The sequence below is a fragment of the Streptomyces griseoruber genome (assembly GCF_001514205.1).
Lineage (GTDB): Bacteria > Actinomycetota > Actinomycetes > Streptomycetales > Streptomycetaceae > Streptomyces > Streptomyces griseoruber.
In genome coordinates, this window is sequence record NZ_KQ948763.1 from 240,432 (window position 1) to 259,693 (window position 19,262).

Consider the following 19,262-nt stretch of genomic DNA (forward strand, 5'->3'; position numbering starts at 1 on the left):
GGAGATCAGAGTGAGCGCCGGGGCTCCGGCGACTCAAGGAGTTCCAGTGGCCGGAGCGTGCCAATGCCAGCTTCGGCCAAGGCAGTTGAGCGGTCCCGACAGTCCGGGGAGCCCGGTCGTCCGCGGTCGCCCGCCGGATCGCACGGCTGCGGCTCAGCCGGAACACAGCCTTCCCCCAGGCAACCGGGACAGGATCGGGACATGGCTGGCATCTCCGGTACCCGAAGCGGACAGGTCCGCGTCCTGATCGTCGACGACGAACCGGCGCTCACCGAAGTGCTGTCCGTGGCCGTCTCCGAGGCCGGCTGGCGCCCCTACCCGGTGCCCGACGGGCACAGCGCGCTGCGCGAGGCCCGCCGCTGCGCCCCGCACGCCGTCGTCCTCGACGGCATGCTGCCCGACCTGGACGGCATCCAGGTCCTGCGCCGGCTGCGGTACGAGAACCCCGAGCTGCCCGTCCTCATGCTCACCGCCCGCGACGCCGTCGAACACCGCCTCGACGGACTCGGCAACGGCGCCGACGACTACGTCACCAAGCCCTTCTCCCTCCAGGAGGTCGTGCTGCGGCTGCGCGGACTGCTGCGCCGCTCCGGTGCCGAACGCGTCCGCACCGACGACTCCGTGCGCGTCCTCGGCGATCTGCTGGTCGCCGCCGAGTCCAGAGAGGTGCACCGCGGCGGCGCCGCCGTCGCCCTCACCGCCAAGGAGTTCGACCTGCTCAGCCTGCTCATGGAGCACCCCCGGCAGGTGCTGAGCAAGGCCCAGATCCTCGACCGCGTCTGGAGCAGCTCCTTCGACGGCGGCGGCAACCTCGTCGAGGTGTACATCTCCAGCCTGCGCCGCAAGATCGACCGGGGCCGCGCCCCCATGATCCACACCGTGCGCGGGCTGGGATACGCCATCCGGCCGGTGGAGGACGGAAGATGAACGCCCACCGGTTCGGGGGCCGTTCCCTGCGCACCCGGCTGCTCCTCTTCATCACCGCCGTCCTGATCGTCGTCTGCGCCGCGATGGCCCTCACCACGGTCTTCGTCCAACGCGCCTACCTGCTGGGCAACCTGGACGACCGGGTCACCAACGCGGCCGAACGCAGCCTCGGCGGGGCCTCGCTCCACCCGGACCTCGCGAGCGATCTGACCTTCCTCAACGAGAGCGGCCACCCGGCCGGCATGCTCGCCGCCCGGCTGGACGCCGACGGAAACGTCCTCGCGGCGGCGACCGTCGGCCAGGACGCCCCGCCCCAGCGCCTCAGCGACGCCCAGACGGCGGTGCTGTCGGGTGTCAGGACCGACGGCAGGTTCCACACCCGGACCGTCCCCGGCCTCGGCACCTACCGCCTCACCGCCCTGGAGAACCACGGCGTCCGCGTCCTCACCGGCCTGCCGATGGACGACGTCCAGGACATGATCGGCGGCCTGGTCGTCATCGAGGCCGTCGTCGCCGCCGCGGGCCTGACCGCCGCCGGGGCCGGCTGCGCCGTCGTCATCCGGCGCCAGCTGCGCCCCCTCGGCCGGGTCGCCGCCACCGCCGTCGAGGTCTCCCACGCGCCGCTGTGCCGGGGCGAGGTCGCCGCACTCACCCGGGTACCCGAACGCGACACCGACCCCGGCAGCGAGGCCGGCCAGGTCGGCGCCGCCCTCAACCGCATGATCGACCACGTCGAGTCCTCGCTCGCCGAACGCCAGCGCAGCGAGGAACGGGTGCGTCGCAGCGAGGAACGCATGCGCCGCTTCCTCGCCGACGCCAGCCATGAACTGCGCACCCCGCTCGCCTCCATCGCCGGCTACGCGGAACTCATGAACCGCGGCACCGACCGCATCGAACCCGGCCTGGCCTGGCGCCGGGTGACCGCCGAGTCGGCCCGGATGACCGGCCTGGTCGAGGACCTCCTGCTGCTCGCCCGCCTCGACGAGGGCCGGCCGCTGCAGTCCGCCGAGGTCGACCTCGCCGCCCTGGTCGCCGAGGCGGTGTGGGACGCGCGGGCCGCGGGCGGCGGCCACGACTGGCAGCTCGAACTCTGCCTGGACGCCCCGCCCCTGGTCCTCGGCGACGAGGCCCGCCTCCACCAGGTGGTGGCCAACCTGCTGGCCAACGCCCGGGTGCACACCCCGGTCGGCACCCGGGTGCTGGCGACCGTGGAGGCCCGGGACGGCCTCGCCACGCTCCGCGTCCGCGACGACGGGCCCGGCATCCCTCCCGACCTGCTCCCCACCGTCTTCGAACGCTTCACCCGCGCCGACACCTCCCGCGCCCGCGCCACCGCGGGCACCGGCTCCGGCCTCGGTCTCGCCATCGTCGCCGCGATCACCGCGGCCCACGACGGCCGGATCGCCGTGCACAGCGAACCCGGCCGCACCGAGTTCACCGTCGAACTCCCGCTGACCGGCGACCTGGGCGCCGACACCCTCACCTGGAGCTCCCGGGCCTCGCTGCTGTGAGCCGTGAGGTCCTGACCGTGCCGCTCGGTATCCTGATCGGCCGACTTCCCGAACGGCGTCAGGAGAGGTGCTCAGATGCGGAACACGGGCGACTTAATCGCGGACATCTACGGGCTCGGCACCGGCCCCTGGACGATGACCCCCGTCACCCGTGGCGCGCTGGGCCAGATCTGGAAGCTGTCCGGGAACGGCTCCGACTGGGCGGTGAAGGAACTCATCTTCGCGCGCGAGGAACCCGTCGTCGAGGGGGAGGCCACCCTGCGCGACACCGCCGCGGGACTCGGTGTCCGCGCGCCCCGCCTGATGCCCGACCGCACCGGGTCCCATGTCTCACGCCTCCCCGCCGACCTGGGCGGCTCGTACCTGAAGCTGTACGACTGGGTCGACGGAACCCCGGCCGACCCCGCCGACCCGGCGCTGCTCGACTGGTGCGGCCGGACCCTCGCCCTGCTGCACCGGGCGGGGGAGGGCACGACGCAGACGCCCGTCGACTGGTACGAGAAGTGCTACCCGGAGGACGACTGGGCGGACCTGCACGACAGGGTCCGCCGGGCCGCCCCGCCCTGGGCCGAGGCGCTGAGCCGGTGCGTGGCCGGCCCGCTGCCGGAGCTGACCCGCTTCGTCTCCCCCTCCGACCCCGCCGACCTGGTCGTCTCCCACCGCGACGTACAACCCCAGAACGTCCTGCTCACCGGGGCCGGCCCGGTCCTCCTCGACTGGGACAACGCCGGCCCCGTCGCCGCCCGCCGTGAACTCGCCCATGCCGTGTTCGTGTGGTCGGGCGGCAACGCCTTCCGCCCCGAGGCGGCCCGCCGGCTGGTCCGCGCCTACCGGGACGCCGCGGGCCCCGCCGTCCTCGACGACCTGAACGCCTTCTCGATGCTCTTCGCGACGGCCCTGAACTACGTCCATGTCCAGGCCGAGTGCGCGATCGACCCCCACGCGACGCCCGCACAACGGCAGTTCGCCGCCGACCAGACCACCGCCACCCTGCGCACCCTCCCGTCCCCGTCCGCGGTGTCCCGCCTGCTGACGGTGCTGAAGCCCCAGTGGTGAGGGGCTCCTGAGCCGCTGCGCGGGCACCTGCGGACCTCGCCGCGCCACCACGGACGGCGCGGGGGACCGACGGCGCCGTACGAGACCGTTTACAAGTCGGCCGTACGGCGATACCGTCCGCCACAGGCGAGGTGGGAGCGCTCCCATAAATGAACCTCCGACGGACCGGAACCCGCCGGAGGCTCATCGGGACCCGCTCCCGCCTCGCGCATCCGCACCCGAAGCACCCGCACCCGAAGTGCCTGAAGCACCCGCACCCCGCGCCACCCACCCCCACCTGCACGGTCCGTACACGGAAGGACGGACTCCGCCATGTCTGTCATGATCACGACAAGCTCGCCGAAGAAGCCGGCCGGGTTACGCTCCCGGGCCCTCCTCCTCGTCCTCCTGGCCCTGCTGGCCACCGTCCCCGCCATCGGTCTGATCGTCACGACCGGCGGCCCGGCCGAGGCCCACGGCACCCCCATGAAACCCGGCAGCCGCACCTTCCTGTGCTGGCAGGACGCGCTGACCGACACCGGTGAGATCAAGCCGGTCAACCCGGCCTGCAAGAACGCCCAGCAGGTCAGCGGCACCACACCGTTCTACAACTGGTTCTCCGTGCTGCGCTCCGACGGTGCCGGCCGCACCCGCGGCTTCGTCCCGGACGGCCAGCTGTGCAGCGGCGGCAACACCAACTTCACCGGCTTCAACGCCGCCCGTGCCGACTGGCCGCTGACCCACCTGACCTCGGGCGCGACCGTCGACTTCTCCTACAACGCCTGGGCCGCGCACCCGGGCTGGTTCTACGTCTACGTCACCAAGAACGGCTTCGACCCGACGAAGACGCTCACCTGGAACGACATGGAGGACCAGCCCTTCCTCTCCGTCGACCACCCGCCGCTCAACGGCTCCCCGGGCACGGTCGAGGCCAACTACTCCTGGACCGGGCAGCTCCCGGCGAACAAGTCGGGCCGCCACATCATCTACATGGTCTGGCAGCGCTCCGACAGCCAGGAGACCTTCTACTCCTGCTCCGACGTCGTCTTCGACGGCGGCAACGGCGAGGTGACCGGCATCCACGAGCCGGGCAACCCCAACGAGCCCGTCCCCGGCACCTGCACCGCCACCCGCCGCACCACCAACAGCTGGAACGGCGGCTACCAGTCCGAGGTGACCGTCACCAACTCCGGTGACGTCCCCATGCTCGGCTGGATGGTCGACTGGACCCTGCCCGCCGGCCAGACCGTGGCCAGCCTCTGGAACGGCAACGCCACCTACAACGGCCAGGCGGTGATGGTCCACAACGCCGACTGGAACGGCTCCCTGAGTCCGGGCCAGAGCGCGACCTTCGGATACGTCGTCTCCGGCTCGGGAGGTGACAGCGCCACCAGCCTGCCCTGCCGGGTGGGCTGACCGGACCCCGCACCGGGCGGACCCGGTGGGCACCCCACGCCCACCGGGTCCGCCCGGCTATTCCTCCCACACCCGTGCCAGCCAGCGAAGTTGCCGTCCGACCTGTTCCGCCTCGCCCCCCTCGTGCCCGTTGAACGGGTACGCGTGGATCTCCCGGCGCGGATCCGCGCCGCCGCTCAGCTCGCCGTACCGGTTGAAGGCCGCGTACGTCCCGCTCGGCGGGCACACGGTGTCGCGCAACCCGGTGCCGAAGTGGGCCGGGGCCTGGGCGCGGCGGGCGAAGGAGACGCCCTCCAGGTAGGAGAGGGTGCGGTAGGCGGCCTGTTCGGCGCCGCGGTGCACCGCGAGATACGCGGCGATCTCGCCGTAGGGGCCCGCGTCGGTGAGGTCCAGGGCGCGGCGGATCCCGCACAGCAGCGGGGCCGTGACCAGGACGGCGGCGAGGTCCGGCAGCAGACCCGCCACGGCCAGGGCGAGACCGCCGCCCTGGCTGTTGCCGACGGCCGCGATCCGGCCGGCGTCCACACCGGGCAGCGCGCGCAGGGCCGTCACCGCCCGGACGGCGTCCGTGATCAGCCGTCGGTAGTGACAGTCCCGCGGGGCCCGCAGACCGCGCACGGCCGGGCCGGGGCCACCGGGTGCCTGGGCGTGCGGATCGGGGGTCGAGCCGCCGTTGCCGTACTGGTCGCCCTGGCCGCGGTTGTCCATCAGCAGATGCGCGTACCCGGCGTTCACCCAGGTCAGCCGTTCGTGGGGGAGGCCCCGGCCGCGGCCGTAGCCGGCGTACTCGACGACGGCGGGCAGCGGTTCACGGACCCCGGCCGGGCGGGAGTACCAGGCGCGGACCGGGTCGCCGGCGAAGCCGCGGAAGGTCACGTCCCAGGTCTCCGTCAGCCGCAGACCGGTCCCCACCGGGTCGGCCGACACCAACGCGTCGTACTGCGCGGCGTCCTTGAGGGTGTTCTGCCAGAACTCGTCGAAGTCGGAGGGTTCCTCGGGCAGGAAGCGGTAGGTCTCCAGCTCGCTCGGCGGCAGGTCGAACGCGGGCACGAGGGCACCTCGCAGGAATCGGTCCGGACAGGGAAAGTTGCGGAGGCGGTCGGGGCTGCGCTGGGAGGTTCTACCCCGTGCGGAGGTGTTCCCATGCCCGTCATCCGCCTCGGGCGTCTCGCGTCGCACCCATTGACAGCGCTTTCTGAGTGCCCCTAAGTTGCCGCGAAGTTACCGGTAAGAAGCTCGAAAGTTTCGGTATCGCGTTCCCGTCACGGGAGGCCCGAGCATGAGCACCTCCACCACACCGGCCCCGCCGCCCGGCACTCAGGACCCGCCCCGGGCGCCCACCCGTCCCGAGCCTCCGCCCCGGCCTCCCGGGTGGCGCAGAGCGCTGCGCCGGGACTGGCGGCTGTACTCGCTGGCCGTGCTGCCGCTGCTGTTCTTCCTGGTCTTCCGCTATCTGCCGATGATCGGCAACGTCATCGCGTTCCGCCGGTTCGAACCGGGCGGCTCCCTCCTCGGGGAGCAGTGGGTGGGGCTGCGCTATGTGCGGATGTTCCTGTCCGACCCCACCTTCTGGCAGGTCTTCCGCAACACCCTGTGGCTGGGCGCGCTGACGCTCCTGTTCTGCTTCCCGGTCCCGATCGTGCTGGCGCTGCTGCTCAACGAGGTGCGCCGGCGCTCGCTGAAACGGTTCGTGCAGTCGGTGTCGTATCTGCCGCACTTCCTGTCGATCGTGATCGTCGCCGGGATCACCCTCCAGATGCTCGCCGTGGACGGCCCGGTCAACCATGCCCTCGGCTGGTTCGGCCACGACCCGATCCGGTTCGTCCAGGAACCGGGCTGGTTCCGCACGATCTACGTCGGCTCGGAGATCTGGCAGACGGCCGGCTGGGGCACGATCCTCTACCTCGCCGCCCTCACCACGATCGACGAGGACCTCTACGAGGCCGCCCGCATCGACGGCGCGAACCGCTGGCAGCAGATCTGGCACGTCACCCTGCCCGGTATCCGCCCCACCATGATCACCCTGCTGATCCTCAACATCGGCACCTTCATGGCGGTCGGCTTCGAGAAGATCCTGCTGCTGTACAACGCGCTGACCTATCCGACGGCCGACGTCGTCTCCACCTACCTCTACCGCGCCGGCGTCGAGTCCAACAGCTTCAGCTACGCCGCCGCGATCGGCCTGTTCGAGGCGGTCATCGGGCTGGTGCTGGTGACCTCCGCGAACCAGCTGTCGCGCCGTACGGTGGGGACGAGCCTGTGGTGAGGGCCCGGCGGGAGAGCCGCTCCTACCGGGTCTTCCAGGGCGTCAACGGGGTGGTCCTGACCCTGGTCGTCCTGGTGACCCTGTACCCGTTCGTCAACATCGTCGCCCGCTCCTTCAGCGGGGAGCGCCAGATCCGCGCCGGTGAAGTGACCCTGTGGCCCAAGGGGTTCAACCTCACCACGTACGACATCGTCTTCCACGACTCGACGTTCTGGCGCAACTACGGCAACACCGTGCTCTACACGGTCGTGTCGACCGTCGTCGCCATGACTCTGACGACCTGTTACGCCTACGTCCTGTCGAAGAGGCACCTCAAGGGGCGGGGCGTCCTGGTCGGCGTGGCCGTGTTCACCATGTTCTTCAGCGGCGGACTGATCCCGAACTACGTCCTGGTCACCAGTCTCGGCCTGAAGAACTCCGTGTGGGCGATCGCCCTGCCCAACGCGATCAGCGTCTTCAACCTGCTGGTGATGAAGGCCTTCTTCGAGGGGCTGCCCACCGAACTGGAGGAGGCCGCCGAGATCGACGGGCTCACCACGTACGGCATCCTGCTGAGGATCGTGCTGCCGCTGTCCAAGGCGGTCATCGCGACGATGGTGCTCTTCTACTCGGTGTCCTTCTGGAACTCCTGGTTCTCGGCCTACCTCTACATGGACCGCACCGAGCTGATGCCGGTCACCGTCTATCTGCGCAACATGATCGCGGGCGCCACCACCGGCGGCAACGCGGGCGCCGCCACCGAGCAGCTCAGCCAGGTCGGCGCGAACATCCAGGCGGTCACGATCGTGCTCACCTCGCTGCCCATCCTCTGCGTGTACCCGTTCGTCCAGCGCTACTTCGTCTCCGGCGTGATGCTCGGCGCCGTCAAGGGCTGAGCGCCCAACTAGGGAGTATCCGTGAAGAACGCAGGTCAGCTGTCACGGCGTCAGATCCTGGCCGCCGCGGGGTTCGTCGGCCTCGCCGGTCTCACCGGCTGCGGCGGCGACGACGGAGGGGACTCCAAGGACCTCTCCAAGAAGCGGGACGGCGCGATGAAGGAGTACCGCGTCGGCGAGCAGTTCAAGGCGGCGAAACCGCTGTCGTTCCCGGTGCTGCACAACAACAACCCCACCTACCCGCTGAAGAACGACTGGTTGTTCTGGAAGGAACTCACCCGGCGCACCGGCGTCACCCTGAAGCCGATCGCGGTCCCGCTGGCCGACTACGAGAAGAAGCGCAGCGTCCTCATCGGCGCCGGCGACGCCCCGTTCCTGATCCCCAAGACGTACCACCCCTCCGAGGTCGCCTTCGTGTCCTCGGGCGCGATCCTCCCGGTCAGCGAGTACGTGCACCTGATGCCCAACTTCCAGGACAAGGTGCGGAAATGGAAGCTGGAGCCGGAACTCGACTCCATCCGCCAGGCCGACGGCAAGTACTACCTGCTGCCCGGACTGCACGAGAAGGTCAAGTCGGGCTACTCGCTGTCGCTGCGCACCGACGTCCTCCAGAAGCTGGGCCTGGCCCTGCCCACCACCTGGGACGAGGTGTACGAGGTCTTCGGGGCGATCCGCGCCGAGTACCCCGACCGCTATCCGCTCTCCGACCGCTGGAGCATCAACACCCCTTATCCGGCCGCCGCGTTGATGAGTTATCTCGGCCAGGCGTACGGCGTCAGGGCGGGCTGGACGTACGACAACATCAGCTGGGACGCGAAGAAGGACGCCTTCGTCTTCACCGGTGCCTCGGACGGCTACCGCCAGATGGTCGAGTATCTGGCGAAGCTGGTCGCCGAGAAGCTCATCGACCCCGAGAGCTTCACCCAGACCGACGACGACGCGGTGCAGAAACTGCTCGGCGAGAAGTCCTTCGCGATCAGCGCCAATCCGCAGGAGCTGGTCCAGAACTACCGCTACAACCTGGAGAAACAGGTCAAGGGCGCGACGATCGAGATGGTGCCGGTGCCGCTCGGCCCGGCCGGCCCGGTGGTGATGGGCGGGGCCCGGCTGGAGAACGGCGTCATGATCGCCGGCAAGGCCCTGAAGAGCGACACCTTCGTCGCGATGATCCAGTTCGTGGACTGGCTCTGGTACTCCGACGAGGGCCAGCGCTTCGCCAAGTGGGGTGTCGAGGGCACGACGTACACCGTCTCGGGCGACACCTACGAGCTGAAGCCCGGTATCAGCCTGATGGGCTCCGACCCGGACGCCCCGAAGGACCTCCAGAAGGACTACGGCTTCTTCAACGGCGTCTTCACCTACGGCGGCAGCTGGGCCCTGGTCTCCTCCTCCTTCGGCCCGGACGAGAAGAAGTTCCAGGACGCCATGGCCCAGCGCGCACAACTCCCCATCGGCCCCGCCCATCCGCTCCGGTCCGTGGAGCAGGAGCAGGCCACCCTCTGGGACACCCCGCTGCGCGACCACGTCGTCCAGAACACCCTGAAGTTCGCCCTCGGCAAGCGTCCGCTGTCCGAATGGGACGCCTACGTCGCCGAGTTGAAGGCCAAGAACATGGACCGGCTCGTCGACCTGCACAACAAGGCACGCGACCGCTTCACGAAGGAGAACGGGTGATCCGGGTCCCCGCCGCCCCGGCCGGCCGGCTCTCCGACGCCTGGCGGACCTGCGTCGGCACCGGCCGTATCGAACTCGCCCTGCGCCGCGACTACCAGGACTCCCTCGCCCTCCTCCAGCGCGACATCGGATTCCGGCACATCCGCGGCCACGGTCTGCTCAGCGACGGCATGGGCGTGTACCGCCCCTACGACCACGCGGGCGCCCGGCACGTCCACCACTCCTTCACCTATGTCGACCAGGTGATCGACGCGTATCTGGCGCTCGGCATCCGCCCCTTCCTCGAACTCGGCTTCATGCCGCAGGAGTTGGCGTCCGGAGACCAGACGGTCTTCTGGTGGCGGGGGCATGTCACCCCGCCCCGCTCGCACCGGGAATGGGCCGACCTGGTGCGTGCGACCCTGCGCCACCTCGTGGACCGCTACGGCGTCGACGAGGTGCGCAGCTGGCCGATCGAGGTGTGGAACGAGCCCAACCTCGCCGACTTCTGGCAGGGCGCGGACGAACAGGCGTACCACCGGCTGTACGAGGTCACCGCCCACACCGTGAAGGAGGTGGACACCGGGCTCCAGGTCGGCGGCCCCGCGATCTCCCCGGGCGCCGACGACTGGCTGGACCGGTTCGCCGAGTTCACCGCACACCGCGAGGTGCCCGTCGACTTCGTCTCCAAGCACGCCTACACCTCCGGTCCCGCCCGGCACGTGCCGTTCGGCGTCCACCAGACCCTGGCCCCGGCGACCGACCTGCTGGACCAGTTCGCCACGCCCCGGGACCGCCTCAAAGGCACCCGGCTGGCCGAACTACCGGTGCACATAACGGAGTTCAACTCCTCCTACCGCCCCGACAACCCCGTCCACGACACGGCCTTCCACGCCGCCTATCTGGCCCCCGTGCTGGCCCGCGGCGGAGACCTCGTCGACTCGTTCTCCTACTGGACGTTCAGCGACATGTTCGAGGAGGCCGGGGTCCCCACCGCCCTCTTCCACGGCGGCTTCGGGCTGCTCACCCACCGGCAGGTCCGCAAGCCCGTCTACCACCTGTACGCGTTCATGGCCCGGATGGGCCCCGACCTGCTCACCCGGGGCGACGACCATCTCGTCACCCGGCACGAGGACGGCCGGGTCACCGTCCTCGCCTGGGCGCCGGTCGACCCGACCGGTGCGACGCAGGGACCCGAGGGACACGGGCTGCGGCTGTCGCTGCCGGTGGGCGGGAACGGGAACGGGAACGGGGAAGGGGAAGGGGACGGGGGCGGGGGCGGGGGCGAAGGCGAGGTATTCGTTCGCCGGTCGACCGTCGACGATGAACGGGGCAACGCATACACGGCCTGGCGGCACCTGGGCAGCCCCCGCTCCCCGGGCCTCGCACAGCTCGACGTCCTGCACGAGGCCGCCGAGCCCGCCCGCAGCCATGGGCGGCTGCCCGTCCACGACGGCCGCACCGAACTGGACCTGACCCTCGCCCGCCATGAGATCACCCTCGTCGAACTGACCCCGGTCAGGGACGAGACCCCGCCGTGGTGGGACGAGCGACGGCTGCTGGGCCGGGAGCCCTCATGAGCGGTACGGCGACCGACTTCGGCACCGGCGTCCTCTCCCGCGCCGCCGCCCTGGTCCACACACTGCTCACCGTCGAGGCCCTCTTCCTCGCGGCGGCCGCCCCCGGCCTCGCCGGCCTGCTCTTCCTCGGCCCCGACCCCGCCAACCTGCCCCTCGCCGCCCTCTGTCTGCTGCCGCTCGGCCCCGCCGCCTCCGCCGCGCTGTACGCCCTCCACCACCGCAGCCGCGACCTCACCGACCTGCATCCGGCCCGTGTCTACGGCCGGGGCTGGCGCCTCAACGCCATCCCCGTCCTCAAGCTCTGGACCCCCCTGCTGACCTGGCTGACGGTGATCGCCTTCACCCTCACCCACTTCTCCGCCACCGGCCTGCCCCGCTGGTGGGCGGCCCTGCTCGCGCTCATCGGCGTGGCCGCGCTGCTCTGGGGCGCCCACGCCCTGCTCCTCACCTCGCTGTTCACGTTCCGCGCCCGTGACACCGCCCGCCTCGCCGCGTACTTCACGGTCCGGCACGGGAAGGTCACCCTGGCCGCCGCCTCCCTGCTCGTCCTCGCCGCCGGCCTGACCGCCCTGCTGACCGAGGCACTGCCCGCCCTGCTCGCCGCCCCGCTGCTGCTCTCCCTGCTGCACGCCGGCCGCCCGGTGACCGCCGAGACCGAGGAGGACTTCACCGTATGAGCCAGCCCGGCCAGAACCCCCCGCGCCCCGCGCACCTCCCGCGCACCCCCAAGATCCCCTACGGCGGCGACTACAACCCCGAGCAGTGGCCGGAGCAGGTCTGGGACGAGGACCACCGTCTCTTCACCCGGGCCGGCATCGACACCCTCACCGTCGGCGTCTTCATCTGGTCCCTCACCCAACCCGCCGAGGACCGCTACGACTTCACCGCCCTCGACCGCATCCTCGACCGCGCCGCCGCCGAGGGCCGCCAGATCTGCCTCGCCACCGGCACGGCCGCCCTCCCGCCCTGGCTCGCCAAGGCCTACCCCGAGGTCAACCGCACCGACTTCGAGGGCCGCCGGCACCGCTACGGCCAGCGCCACAACTTCTGCCCCAGCTCACCCGCCTACCGCAGGCTCGCCACCGCGCTGGCCGGCCGTCTCGCCGAACGCTACGCCCGGCACCCGGCGTTGCTGGCCTGGCACATCAACAACGAGTACGGCGGCGCCTGTTACTGCGAACGGTGTGCCGAGGCCTTCCGGGTCTGGCTGCGTGACCGGCACGGCACCCTGGACGCCCTCAACGACGCCTGGTGGACCACCTTCTGGTCGCACCGCTACAGCGACTGGGAGCAGATCGAGCCGCCCAGCGCCCTCACCGAGCACTGGCGGGGCCCCGACCACACCGCCTTCCAGGGCATCACCCTCGACTACCAGCGGTTCATGACCGACGCCCTGCTCGGCTGTTTCACCGCCGAGAAGGAGGCGATCCGCGCCCATGACCCGGACACACCCGTCACCACCAACTTCATGGGCGCCCACCGACCGCTGGACTACCACCGCTGGGCGCCCCAGCTGGACTTCGCCTCCTGGGACAACTACCCTCCGCTGGACGCCCCGCCCACCCGTGCGGCCCTCGCTCACGACCTGATGCGCGGCCTCAAGGACGGCACCCCGTTCTGGCTGATGGAGCAGACCCCGTCCACCACCGCCTGCCGCGACGTCAACCCCCTGCGCCGGCCGGGGGAGTTGCGGCTGGCGACCTTCCAGGCGATCGCCCACGGCGCCGACGCGGCCCTCTACTTCCAGATGCGCGCCTCACGCGGGGCCTGCGAGAAGTACCACGGCGCGGTCATCGGCCACGCGGGCCGCGACGACACCCGGGTCTTCCGTGAGGTCGCCTCCATCGGACGGGAGCTGGAGGCCATCGGCACCGCCACCCTGGGCGCCCGCACCCCCGCCCGCACCGCCCTCCTCTTCGACTGGGACAGCTGGTGGGCCCTGGAGATCTCCGACGGTCCCTCCCGTCTGGTCCGCTACCTGGACGTCGTGCACTCCTACTACCGGGCCGCCCGCGAGGCCGGCGCCGACGTGGACGTCGTGCCCGTCACCGCCGACCTCACCCCCTACGACGTCGTCCTCGCCCCCGTCCTGCACCTGATCAAGGGCGACCTGGCCGAGCGCCTGGAGGAGCTGGCCCGGCGCGGCGGCACCGTCCTCGCCACCTTTCTCACCGCCCGCTCCGACGCCCACGACCGGGCCTTCCTCACCGACGTCCCCGGCCCCCTGGCCCCGCTCCTGGGCATCCGCATCGACGAGTGGGACGCCCGCCCCGGGGACGTCGTCCAGCCCGTCGACCTGGAGGGCACGCTCTGCGAGGCACGGCTGGTCTTCGAACTGGTGCGGCTGCGCGGCGCCGAAGCCGTCGGCACCTACCGCGCGGACTTCTACGAGGGCACCCCGGCGGTGACCCGGCACGCCTTCGGCGCGGGCGAGGGCTGGTACGTGGCCACGGCCCTCGACCAGCCCAGCGTGGACCGGGTGGTCCGCTCCGTCCTCGACCGGCACGGCCTGATCGGACCGTATGCCGTACACAGCGGACTGGAGACCGCATACCGCACCGCGCCGGACGGCACCCGTCTGCTGTTCCTCCTCAACCACACCACCCGCCCCATCCGCCCGGCCGCCCACACCGCCGCCACCGACCTCCTCACCGGAAAGCCGGTGGCGCAGGGCGAACCGCTCCCGCTCGACCCGCTCGGCGTCGCCGTCCTGCGGCTTCAGTAGATGGTCCGCCCGTGCGCGTCCGGCACCCCGGACTTGCGCAGGAAGTAGCTGTTGAGCTGGTCCCGCCACTCGCGGGCACTGCGCACCTGCTCCTCGAACAGCTCCGCCACCCGCTCGTGCCGGGCCGGTGCCATCAGTCCGGCGAGGCCCGCCCACACCCGGCGGGCCTCCTCGGCTTCCTCGACGCCCTCGAAACGGGTGTCGTAGATGTGCTGGATCACGGTCTTCCCGCTCCTGAGCACATGCCCGTACGGCACATGGTGGAAGAACAGCAGCAGCTCGTCGGGACAGCTCGCCACGGACTCGTACACCTCGGCCCACGGCTTGGCGTACTGGGCCGCGTACCCCGTCCCGGTCGCCGCAGTGCGGTCGACGCCGACACCGTCGCGGTCGGCGAAGTGGTAGGTGCCCCACGGGCTGTACTCGTAGCCGTCGACGCTCGGCCCGTAGTGGTGCCCGGGCTGCACCATGAACCCCACCCCGAGCGGGGCCGTGTACTTCTCGTACGTCCGCCAGGAGCCGTCCAGCACCGCGTGCAGCCCGTCGGCCAGCCGCTCCGGCGCGGACGGGAACGTCAGGCCGATCCACTCGTCCAGGACCCGGTACGGATCGGCGTCCGGCCGCCAGGCCAGCCTGCCGAACGTGTACAGGTTCGCCTGGGCCAGCGGATGCCCCGTCCAGAACGGATCGTCGCCCACGTTCGACACGGCGACGAGATCGCGCGCCGACTCGCCGACGGTCGGCCCGGCCCCGCCCTCCGGCCGGAACCGCAGCACCTCGCTCCACATCGGCCCGAGCCAGCACACGTGCCGCTGCTGCCCGGTGTACTCCTGGGTGGCCTGCACCTCCACCGCCGACCGGGTACGCGACAGCGCCCCGAGCACCGGTGAGACCGGCTCGCGCACCTGGAAGTCCATCGGCCCGTGCTTGACCTGGAGCACCGCGTTGCCGGCGAACTCCCCGTCCAGCGGCGCGAAATGGTCGTACGCCGCCCGCGCCCGGTCCGTCGTGCGGTCCCGCCAGTCCTGCCGGTGGTCGTAGACGAAGGCCCGCCAGTGCACCGTGCCGCCGTACGGGGCGAGCGCGCCGGCCAGCAGGTTCGCGCCGTCCGCGTGACTGCGCCCGTAGGTGAACGGCCCCGGCCGGCCCTCCGAGTCGGCCTTCACCACGAACCCGCCGAAGTCGGGGATCGCCTCGTACACCCCGTGCACGGCCCGCGCCCACCACTGCCGTACCGCCTCCTGAAGCGGATCGGCGGTGGACAGTCCGCCGAGCACGACCGGCGCGGCGAAGGTCACCGACAGATGCGTCCGGATGCCGTACGGCCGCAACTCGGCGGCGATCGCCGCCACTTCGCCGATCCGGTCGGTCAGCAGCTCTGCCTCGACGGCGTGCACATTGACGTTGTTGACGCACACGGCGTTGATCCCGCAGGCGGCGAGCAGCCTCGCGTACGCCCGGATCCGCGCGAAGTCCTCCCGGGCCCGCCCGTCCCGCCAGAACAGCGAACCGCCCGCGTATCCGCGCTCCACCTGGCCCATGACCGGGTGCACGGCCACGTTGTCCCAGTGGTCGAGCATGCGCAGCGCCGTCGCGGGGCGGTGCACCTCACGGGGGAGGGCGCCCGAGAACGCCTCCTCGCCGAGCCGTACGACCTGGAACAGGCCGTACAGCAGTCCGCGCCCGCCCAAGGCGGTGACCGTCGTCGCACCGCCCTCCCGTGCGACCGTGAACTCCTCCTCGTCTCCCACGGGTTCGCCGTCGGGCAGCCGCAACAGGAGGTCGTACGGGCCGTCGCGGACGATCTCCCCGCCGAACCGTGCGCAGGCGTCGGACACTTCCCGGCGCACGGTGTCGACCAGGGGACCGGAGCCCGCGATCAGGACGCGCCGGGCCCCCAGCGGCCGAAAGGCCTCCGGGGGCAGCCAGCCGGGATCGATCCCGTTCAAGAGAGCAACTCCACCTCGGACAGACGGACTTCGCCGTCGAACACCAAGCGGTACCTCGCGTACCTACCCGGCGACCCCACATCGAACGCCCGGGTCTGCCGGTCCCAGGCGAAGGTCTGCCCGCTGCGGCGGTCCAGGGTCTTCCAGGTCGTCCCGTCGGCGGAGCCCTCCAGCCGCCAGCCCGTGGGCGCCTTCGCCCGCTCGGCGGAGGTCAGCGTGTACTGCACGGCCTTCGTGGCACCCCCGCTCGGCAGTGCGACGGCGCCGGACACGGTCGCGGCCGTCCCGGAGGTGTTGTCGGCCAGGGCGCCGGAGCCGGTGAGCGCATCGGGGGCGTCGGCACCCGGTCGTCACGGGTGATCGACACGGGCGCCGCGTTCTTCCCGCTGCCCCAGGCCGAGGGACGCGGACCCATGGCGAACTCCAGGGTGCCGCCCTCGGCGAGGAGCGAGTGGGGCAGCGAGGTCGACGTCCAGGTACGGCCGTCGACCTTCAGGCCCTGGACGTACACGTTGCCCGCGCTGTTCCTCGCCGCGCCCTGCCCGCGCGGCGACAGCGGGAAGCCGTACCTGTCCACCGCCGCCAGCCCGCTGAGGTAGGTGCCGTCGGTGAACGCCAGATCGACCGAGACGTTCGTCGCCGCGTAGTCCCGCTCGCCGTCGGCGAGCTGCGGGAAGATCCGGTACGCCAGACGGGTCCGGGCACCGACCCGGACGTTCACGTCGAAGACCTTGTTGTACGAGTACGCCCGGCCGGAGGCGGTGTGGCGCCCGGCGTAGCGCAGCGCCCGCACGCCCGTGAACCCGGCCCGTGCCTTGGCCGTCGGGGAGCCGCTCGGGCCCCGGTCGACGACGGTGAGCATGTCGGGCGGCACCGGCCCGTCGCTCCCGCCCGTCGCGAGCCGCAGATCGGCGAGCTGGAGGATGTCGGCGCCGTGGTTCTTCGTGACGTCGAGCCGGAAGTGCCGGTACTCGGCCGGGGCCGCGAGGGGGTACGTCTTCGTCTGGAAACGTTCGGTGAAGTCGTCGCCGGAGCGGCTGTCGAGGACCGTCCAGGTGCTGCCGTCCGCCGAACCGCTCAGGGTCCAGTCGGCCGGATCGCGTTCGGCGGCGTCGTTGGCGGAGGTGAGCGCGTACGTGGTCACCGCGGCCGGGGCGTCCAGGTCGAACTCGGCCCAGCCGGTGGCCGCGAACGTCAGCCACTTGGTGCTCGGCTCGCCGTCGGCCAGGTTCTCCTTCACCTCGCCGCCCGCGGTGTTCTCGGCGCTCGCCCGGACCCCGGTGACCCGGTCGGTCACCTCACCGGGCAGCCCGCCGGTCGCGTAGCCGCCGTCGACCCCCGACGCCCGCTCGGGCGTGCTGGTCCAGTCCGGAGCGGGCTGGCCGGCCTCGAACGAGGAGGCGAACGCCCGGGCGGGAGGCGGGAGGTGCGCCGGCCGGGCGACCGCCACCCCCGGAGCGCCGGCCGTCATGACGAGGATGGCCGTGATCGCCACCGTGCGTAACCGTCCGAACCACTGCATGCGTGAGCATCCTCCCCGCCCGGACCAGGGCCTCCGGACAACGTTGTCCAGTGTGGTGCGTAGCCCTCAGTAGGGGGCAAGTGACGGGTGATGTCAAGGATGTTGATTGCGCCGGACGGGGCACATGTCATGGATTTTTCCGGCAAGGCGGCCGGGGATGCTTCATATTTCCGGGAGGTCTCAACTCGGAAAAGACCCATGGCCGACCTTGCCCTCGATCTTGCTCCTTCGGAGGGGAGTGGACTATACCTGTCGGCGATTCACGCGACCCGCGACGACTCTGCTCGACCTGAGAAGGCGAGGACTTGAGGATGGGATCCAGCTCCGCGCACCACGGTGCCGTGAACGGCGCATCGGCGGATTTCGGCCGCCGCGATCTGATCAGGCGGTCCGCCGCACTCGGCCTGATCTCCGTCCCCGGGCTCGGCTTTCTGTCCGCGTGCGCCAGCAGCGGTGCCGGCGACGAGGACAAGGCCAAGGCCGGAAAGAAGACGGCGAAGAACCCCCTGGCGGTCAATGAGACCGCCCAGATGGAATTCGTGCTGTTCGACGGCGGTTTCGGCAAGGAGTACGCCGAGGACGCCGTGAAGATCTACGAGAAGGACTTCCCGAAGGCGAAGGTGACGTTCTCGGCCACCCAGAAGATCCAGTCCACGCTCCAGCCCCGCTTCAACCAGGGCACCCCGCCCGACCTCATCGACAACTCCGGCGCCGAGCAGATGGACATGGGCGTCCTGGTCGGCAAGAAGCAGCTCGCCGACCTCACCCCGCTGCTGGACGCCCCGTCGTACGACGATCCGGCCAGGAAGGTCCGCGACACCCTGCGCCCGGGCATCGTCGAGATGGGCCAGTTCGACGGCGACCCGGTCTGGATCATGTACTACGCCTACACCGTCTACGGCGTCTGGTACTCCCAGAAGGCCCTGGACTCGCTGGACGCCGCCTATCCCGAGACCTGGGACGAGATGCTCGCGGTCTGCGAGAAGGCCAAGAAGAAGGGCATGGCCGGCTGGACATACGCGGGCAAGTACCCGTATTACCTCCCGTTCTCGCTCTATCCGATGATCGGCAAGGTCGGCGGCCGCGAAGTCCTCGACGCCATCGACAACCTGGAGCCGAACGCCTGGAAGCACCCGGCGGTCAAGGCCTGTTTCGAGGCGTACTACGAGCTCTACAAGAAGGGTTACGTCCTCAAGGGCACCCCGGGCCTGGACCACATCCAGTCGCAGACCGCCTGGGCCGAGGGCAAAGCCCTGTTCATCCCCAACGGCTCCTGGGTGGAGAACGAGTCGGCCAAGGTGATCCCGGCCGACTTCGACCTCGCCGTCTCCGCGCCCACCGGCATCGACTCCTCCGACGCGATGCCCTTCGGCACCATCTGGGCCTCCGGCGGCGAGCCCTTCGTCGTCCCGGCCAAGGCCGAGAACGGCTCCGGCGGCATGGAACAGCTGCGCATCATGCTCAGCGAGGCCTCCTCCAGGAACTTCACCGCCAAGGTCAAGTCGCTCACCGCGTACAACGGCGGCACCGACGGCATCACCCTCACCCCCGGCCTGAAGTCCGGTGTCGCCGCGCTGGAGAAGGCCGGCGACAACGTGGTCAACCCGAGGCTCCAGGACTGGTACGTCCAGTTGCAGAAGGAGCAGATCGGCGTCGGCGGTCTCGGCGAGATGATGGCCGGACGGCTCACTCCCGTGGAGGCCATCAACAAGATCCAGGGATATGCCGACGCCGCCGCCAAGGACACCTCGATCAAGCACTACAAGCACCAGTAGCACGGGCATCCGTATTCACGACGGCACC

General features: G+C 70.9%; 14 protein-coding genes and 1 pseudogene. 11 read left to right on the top strand and 4 right to left on the bottom strand.

The features are described 5' to 3' along the window. Nucleotides 1-201 precede the first annotated feature (201 nt). The 4 genes from AQJ64_RS01030 to AQJ64_RS01045 all read left to right on the top strand — a co-directional run bounded on the left by AQJ64_RS01030 (nt 202) and on the right by AQJ64_RS01045 (nt 4,889). A complete protein-coding gene (locus AQJ64_RS01030; protein ID WP_055633109.1) occupies nt 202-927 on the top strand; it encodes a response regulator transcription factor in 726 nt (241 codons plus the stop codon). After that, nucleotides 924-2,438, top strand: coding sequence for a sensor histidine kinase (locus AQJ64_RS01035; RefSeq protein WP_055633110.1), 1,515 nt, complete (start codon nt 924-926; stop codon nt 2,436-2,438). Before AQJ64_RS01030 ends, AQJ64_RS01035 begins: the two co-directional genes overlap by 4 nt. Before the next feature lie 75 nt (nt 2,439-2,513). After that, nucleotides 2,514-3,494 carry a phosphotransferase enzyme family protein gene (locus tag AQJ64_RS01040; RefSeq protein ID WP_055633111.1) on the top strand — a complete coding sequence of 327 codons (981 nt, stop codon included), beginning with the start codon at nt 2,514-2,516 and terminating at the stop codon, nt 3,492-3,494. Nucleotides 3,495-3,806: 312 nt separating this feature from the next. Then, on the top strand, nt 3,807-4,889 hold the full coding sequence (locus AQJ64_RS01045) for a lytic polysaccharide monooxygenase (protein WP_240512561.1): 1,083 nt from the start codon (nt 3,807-3,809) through the stop codon (nt 4,887-4,889). Between the two features lie 57 nt (nt 4,890-4,946). On the opposite strand, the gene AQJ64_RS01050 is transcribed toward AQJ64_RS01045, so the two are convergent. Then, the gene (locus AQJ64_RS01050; protein WP_059202311.1) at nt 4,947-5,939 is read right to left on the bottom strand and encodes an acetylxylan esterase; all 993 of its coding nucleotides are present in this window, start codon (nt 5,937-5,939) and stop codon (nt 4,947-4,949) included. A gap of 229 nt (nt 5,940-6,168) precedes the next feature. Here AQJ64_RS01050 and AQJ64_RS01055 point away from each other — a divergent pair, with 229 nt between their 5' ends. From AQJ64_RS01055 to AQJ64_RS01080, 6 genes are read left to right on the top strand one after another with little or no spacing between them, the layout of a single operon-like run. Then, entirely contained in the window at nt 6,169-7,155 is a 987-nt protein-coding gene (locus tag AQJ64_RS01055; protein WP_059202312.1) for an ABC transporter permease, read from the top strand. Further along, nucleotides 7,152-8,030 carry a carbohydrate ABC transporter permease gene (locus AQJ64_RS01060; RefSeq protein ID WP_099054097.1) on the top strand — a complete coding sequence of 293 codons (879 nt, stop codon included), beginning with the start codon at nt 7,152-7,154 and terminating at the stop codon, nt 8,028-8,030. The genes AQJ64_RS01055 and AQJ64_RS01060 overlap by 4 nt, the downstream gene beginning before the upstream one ends. 21 nt (nt 8,031-8,051) lie before the next feature. Next, nucleotides 8,052-9,704 carry an ABC transporter substrate-binding protein gene (locus AQJ64_RS01065; RefSeq protein ID WP_055637520.1) on the top strand — a complete coding sequence of 551 codons (1,653 nt, stop codon included), beginning with the start codon at nt 8,052-8,054 and terminating at the stop codon, nt 9,702-9,704. Continuing rightward, on the top strand, nt 9,701-11,263 hold the full coding sequence (locus AQJ64_RS01070) for a GH39 family glycosyl hydrolase (protein ID WP_079061401.1): 1,563 nt from the start codon (nt 9,701-9,703) through the stop codon (nt 11,261-11,263). The genes AQJ64_RS01065 and AQJ64_RS01070 overlap by 4 nt, the downstream gene beginning before the upstream one ends. After that, nucleotides 11,260-11,940: a hypothetical protein gene (locus AQJ64_RS01075; protein WP_059202313.1), complete on the top strand. Its 681-nt coding sequence runs from the start codon at nt 11,260-11,262 to the stop codon at nt 11,938-11,940. The genes AQJ64_RS01070 and AQJ64_RS01075 overlap by 4 nt, the downstream gene beginning before the upstream one ends. Beyond that, nucleotides 11,937-13,988, top strand: a complete 2,052-nt coding sequence (locus AQJ64_RS01080; RefSeq protein WP_059202314.1) for a beta-galactosidase — start codon at nt 11,937-11,939, stop codon at nt 13,986-13,988. Before AQJ64_RS01075 ends, AQJ64_RS01080 begins: the two co-directional genes overlap by 4 nt. Here the strand turns inward: AQJ64_RS01080 and AQJ64_RS01085 are convergent. From AQJ64_RS01085 to AQJ64_RS52185, 3 genes and pseudogenes are all read right to left on the bottom strand, one after another. Next, complete coding sequence (locus tag AQJ64_RS01085) at nt 13,982-15,937, bottom strand: alpha-glucuronidase (RefSeq protein WP_055634522.1); 1,956 nt, start codon at nt 15,935-15,937, stop codon at nt 13,982-13,984. The two genes, AQJ64_RS01080 and AQJ64_RS01085, sit on opposite strands and share 7 nt — an antisense overlap. Then, complete coding sequence (locus AQJ64_RS52570) at nt 15,934-16,164, bottom strand: hypothetical protein (protein WP_055634523.1); 231 nt, start codon at nt 16,162-16,164, stop codon at nt 15,934-15,936. Before AQJ64_RS52570 ends, AQJ64_RS01085 begins: the two co-directional genes overlap by 4 nt. Nucleotides 16,165-16,358: 194 nt before the next feature. Next, nucleotides 16,359-17,408: pseudogene (locus AQJ64_RS52185) on the bottom strand (discoidin domain-containing protein); the annotation flags it as partial. 362 nt (nt 17,409-17,770) lie between these two features. On the opposite strand from AQJ64_RS52185, the gene ngcE reads away from it, so the two are divergent. Next, nucleotides 17,771-19,234 carry an N-acetylglucosamine/diacetylchitobiose ABC transporter substrate-binding protein gene (gene ngcE / locus AQJ64_RS01100; protein WP_055634525.1) on the top strand — a complete coding sequence of 488 codons (1,464 nt, stop codon included), beginning with the start codon at nt 17,771-17,773 and terminating at the stop codon, nt 19,232-19,234. Nucleotides 19,235-19,262: the final 28 nt, after the last annotated feature.